Genomic DNA, 5,056 nt, shown 5'->3' on the forward strand with positions numbered 1-5,056 from the left:
GGTGTCTTATTCTTATGTTTGGGGGCGGCCGCGGCCGCTTCGGCGGCCGCGGCGGCGGCGATGCGCTCCTTGTCCTCCATCAAGGTCACCGCGTCGCGGATCTGCTTCTCCAGGGTGGGCAGCATGGCGGCGTCGTCGATGGTCGGCGGCACCTCGAAGGACTCACCCGAGGCGATCTGACGCATGGTGCGGCGCAGGATCTTTCCCGACCGGGTCTTGGGCAGCGAGGTGACCGCGACCACGTCGTAGAGGGTGGCGATGGCGCCGACCCGCTCGCGCACCCGGTCGATGACCTCGGCGCGCAGCCGCTCGGGCTCGATGTCGACGCCGGTCTTGAGCACCACGTACCCGATCGGCCGCTGCCCCTTGAGCTCGTCCGGGATGCCGACCACCGCGGTCTCGGCCACGGCCGGATGTCCGGAGATGGCGGCCTCGATCCCGCCCGCGGACAGCCGGTGCCCGGCCATATTGATGACGTCGTCGCTGCGGCCCAGGACGAACAGGTACCCGTCCTCGTCGAAAAAGCCGGAGTCGCCGGTCAGGTAGTGGCCGGGGTAGGCGGAGAGATAGGAGCGCTCGTAGCGCTCATCGTCCTTCCACAGCGTGGTCAGCGTGCCCGGCGGCAACGGCAGTCCGATGACGATATTGCCCTCGGTGTTGGGTGCGACGGCATTGCCCTCGGAGTCCAGCACCCGCAGCCGGTACCCGGGCACCGGCACCGACGCCGAACCGGGCTTGATCGGCAGCTGCTGAAGCCCGAGCGGATTGGCGCAAATCGGCCAGCCGGTCTCGGTCTGCCACCAGTGATCCACCACCGGACAGTCGGGGCGGTCGGCGAGCAGGGTGTCCACGGTCCACTCGTAGGTGGCCGGATCCAGTCGCTCACCCGCGCAGAACAGCGCGCGCAACCGGGACAGATCGTGCTGATGCGCCAGCGCGGCATCGGGATCGGCACGGCGGATGGCGCGCAGCGCGGTCGGTGCGGTGAACATCACATCCACCTGGTACTCGTCCACCAGACGCCAGAAGGTGCCCGCGTCCGGGGTCCCGATCGGCTTGCCCTCGTAGAGGATCGTGGTCGCGCCGACCAGCAGCGGCGCGTAGACGATGTAGGAGTGCCCGACCACCCAGCCGATATCGGAGGTGGTGAGCATGGTCTGACCCGGGCCGACCTCGTAGATATTGCGCATGGACCAGGCCATGGCGACCGCGTGCCCGCCGTTGTCGCGCACCACGCCCTTGGGTTTCCCGGTGGTGCCGGAGGTGTAGAGGATATAGAGGGGATCGGTCGCGGCCATCGACACCGGATCGGCCGGTTCCGCCCCGATCTGCGCCTCGTCCCAATCGAGCCACCGGGCCGCCACGGTCTCGGTGGAGGCGGGCAGCGATTCGGTGGCGGCCTGCTCGGCCGGAAAGCGAATGGTGGGGAAGCCTTCTCGCTGCTTGACCAGCACGGTTCTGGGTGCGGTGGTCTGCGCGAGGTCGAGGGCGGCGAGCACGATGGGCGGGTATTCGATGCGGCGTCCGGGTTCCAGGCCGCCGGAGGCGGTGACGATCAACACAGGTTCGGCGTCGTCGATGCGGGCCGCGAGTTCGTGGGCGGCGAAGCCGCCGAAGACCACCGAGTGCACCGCGCCGATCCGGGCGCAGGCGAGCATGGCCACCACGGCTTCGGGAATCATCGGCATATAGATGACAACGCGGTCACCGGTCTTGACGCCCAGTCGCAGCATGGATCCGGCAAATCGGGCGACTTCGTCGAGCAGCTCCCGATATGTGTAAATCCGCCTGGACCCGGTCATAGCCGAGTCGTATATTAGGGCCGGTTGCTGGGCGCGGCCGCCCTCCTGACCCTCGAAAGAGCCTTCAGGAGTTGTGATCTCGCGCACATGCCGATCCAGCGCATTGTAGGAGGTGTTGAGGCGAGCGTCGGGAAACCACCGCGCCGCGGGGCGGGCGGCGGTATCGAGAATCTGGGTGGGAGGTACGTCCCAGCTGATGGATTCGGCCGCGGTGCGCCAGAACTCCGAGGGATCGACCAGGCTCAGCTGATACGCCGGTCGGTACTCCTGCTTCGCGTTCAACCCGGTGACTCCCTAGCTCCGCCTTGTGTCCTGAGAAGCGCTGAAGATGCCCGCCTCGATAGATCAGCCTGATTGTGGCAGACTTCACGCGACGTCCGGGCGGGCGCCGCGACCTTTGATTTTGCCTGGAATCGGCAGGTCAGGGACCGGTGGTTGCCAAGAGGTCACACAAGAAGTTATTGATCCGTTAGAATCGCATGTCACATATTTCGGCCGTCATGGACGCAATTTCTCGGCCAGCCGCCGTTCTCGGTCAGCTCCGTCTGTCGAGCCGAGCGTGCGATCGCTCGGAGGCTCGCTGATGGCGCGTGGCTGGGGCCAGTTTGGAAAGTGAGTGGGAGATGCGTGACGCCGCTAGGTCCGGCAGCAATAAGCGCTGGGCGCTGAGCAACTGGGACCTGCGATGGAAGGTCACGGCGGTGCTCGCCGTGCCGTTGTTGGTCGCTGTTGTGCTGGGTGCGTCCAGGATCTCGGCGGAGTTCGCCGATTCGAGCCGGCTCTCGACGGCGACCGACCACGTCGGGGTGATCCCGGCGATCACCGGTCTCAGTGCGGACGCGGCGCAGGTGGCCAGTGGGCAGATGGTCATGCTGGGCCCGAACCAGTCCTTGACCTCTGATCCGGAACTCACCCAGCTGGATACGGCGATCTCGTTCGCCGAGAAGGCCGCGAGCCGTTTGAGTGATCTTCCCAACGCCCGTTCGTCGCTGGACGAGATGATCGTGGGCGCCAAGGCGATCCGGGCGCAGGGCCTCGCGCCCTCGAAGTCGATCCCCGACACGGTCGCCCAGGTCGAGCGGATTCGTGGCGACAGCGTGCGCACGGTGGAGTCCATCGTGGCGACCATCGCCGACAAGAACGTGGACCAGTCCAAGCTGCGCCTGGTCGACTCGCTGAACACCCGATGGATGCTGTTCAACGAGGTCGCCGGCATGGCGGAGGCGCTACGCAGCAACCCGAAGGATGGCCTCAAGGACATCCAGATCAGTGTCAGCACCGAGCGGCAGATGCTGGCCGTGCTGGCCCACCGCTTCCCGGACGGCGACGCGACCATCGCCGATCTGCAGCGTGGCGCGGACACCCGCGTCCAGCTGGTCAACGGCCCGCAGGCGCTGGCCGGTCAGCTGCCGGTGGCCGAGCTGAAGGACTCGCTGGTCGCGAGCATCAACGGCTATCAGTCGATCGCGGCGGGCGCGACCAAGGACATCGTGTCCCGAGTCGACGACCTGGCGGCGGCGGCCCGTTCGGACGCCATCCGCTACTCGATCATCGTGATCGCCACCATCCTCGGCGCCATGGCGCTGGCCGTGCTGATCGCGCGCGCGATGATCGTCCCGCTGCGCCGGCTGCGCCTGGCCGCCCTGCGCGTCGCCGAATACGACCTCGGCCAAGAGGTCTCCGCACTGCGTGAGGGCGCCGACCCCGAAGACGTTCCGCTGGAACCGATGCCGGTGCACACCGACGAAGAGGTCGGCCAGCTGGCTCGCGCCGTCGACGACATCCACGGTCAGGCGCTGCGTCTGGCCGCCGACCAGGCCGCCATGCGTACCCAGGTCAACGACATGTTCGAGACCCTGGCGCGGCGCTCCAAGTCCCTTGTCGACCATCAGCTCTCGCTCATCGAGGCGATGGAGTACGACGAGAAGGACCCGCGCCTGCTCGAGAACCTCTTCCGTCTCGACCACCTCGCCGCCCGTATGCGGCGTAATGGTGACAACCTGCTGATTCTGGCCGGCACCAAGCAGCGCCGGACCAAGTCCGCGCCGGTCGAGATCGCCGACGTGCTGCGCGCCGCCATCTCCGAGGTGGAGGACTACGAGCGCGTCAAGCTGGGCGCCACCCCGCGCGGTTCGCTGGTCGAGCCCGCCGCGTCCGACCTCGCGCACCTGTTCGCCGAGCTCCTGGACAACGCGCTGCGCGCCTCTCCGCCGGAGACCGATGTCAAGTTCACCTTCGCCCAGGCCCACGATCAGGGTCTGCTGATCGAGGTCGCCGACCGCGGTATCGGTATGCCCCCGGCCGAGATGGCCGAGATCAACCGGCGACTGGAGGCCGTGGCCGAGGTCGGCCCGGACACCGCGCGTCACATGGGTCTGTTCGTGGTCGGCCGCCTGGCCGAGCGCCATGGCCTGACCGTGCGCCTGCGCCCGACCTTCGACACCGCCCGGGATCCGGGTGTGACCGTCACCGTGCACGTGCCCAAGCCGCTGATCGTCTCGCCGGGTGGCGCCATTTCGGTGCCGCCGCAAGCGCAGGGAGGTGGAGCGCAGGGGCAGCAGCAGCCGGCTCCCGTCCCGGCCCCGACGGCGTCCGCGCCGCAGGGCGCGGGCAACCAGGCCGGCGCTCCGGCCTCCATGCAGATGCGCGCGGTCACCCGCACGGCGACCGGCAATGTCATGGTCACCGTGGATCCGGGTGTGAGCGGGCCGATTCCGGCGGGCACGGCGGCGGGCGCCGCCCCGAGCTCGACTCCGGATGCCGCCCCGGCCGCGGCCAGTGCCGCCACCGGTCTGCCCACCCGCCAGCCGGGTGCGCAGGTGCCGGGCGGTCTGCCGACCCGTCAGCCGGGGGTGAACGGCCCGACCGTCAAGCACACCGTGTCCGCGCCGGGTGGCGCGAGACCGGGCCTACCCCAGCGGGATCCGGGTGCGAACGGTCCGTCCGCGCCCGCCGCTCAGCCGGGGTCGAGCCTCCCGCAGCGCGGCCAGGGCGAGCCCCCGGCGCAGCCCCGGGGCGGTCTCGCCGCCAATATGCTCAAGCGTCAGGGTGCTCCGGGCGGCATGCCGCCGCGACCGGGCGCACCCGGGGAGCCGGGACCCGCGCCGCGTGGTCCGGGGCAAGGGGGAGCGCCGCAGCCGGGTCAGTCCGGTGCGATGCCGCAGCGCAATCCTGCTGTGGGACTTCCGCCGTCGCAGGCGCGCGGAGCGGACGCCGCGCCGGGCGCGGCTCCGGCCGGACCGAGTGGTCTGCCG

The 5,056-nt window shown here is 69.3% G+C and carries 2 protein-coding genes; one reads left to right on the forward strand and one right to left on the reverse strand.

The genetic code is table 11. The annotated features are described in order from the left end of the window. Window positions 1–2,084: AMP-binding protein (locus ACWELJ_RS33225; RefSeq protein ID WP_452370031.1), on the reverse strand; the 2,084-nt coding region annotated here is incomplete at its 3' end. A gap of 341 nt (window positions 2,085–2,425) precedes the next feature. Between ACWELJ_RS33225 and ACWELJ_RS33230 the strand changes: the two genes are divergently transcribed. Continuing rightward, window positions 2,426–5,056, forward strand: a 2,631-nt coding sequence (locus tag ACWELJ_RS33230; protein WP_452370032.1) for an ATP-binding protein, incomplete at its 3' end; no start/stop codon positions are given.

The organism is Nocardia sp. NPDC004582 (assembly GCF_053602115.1).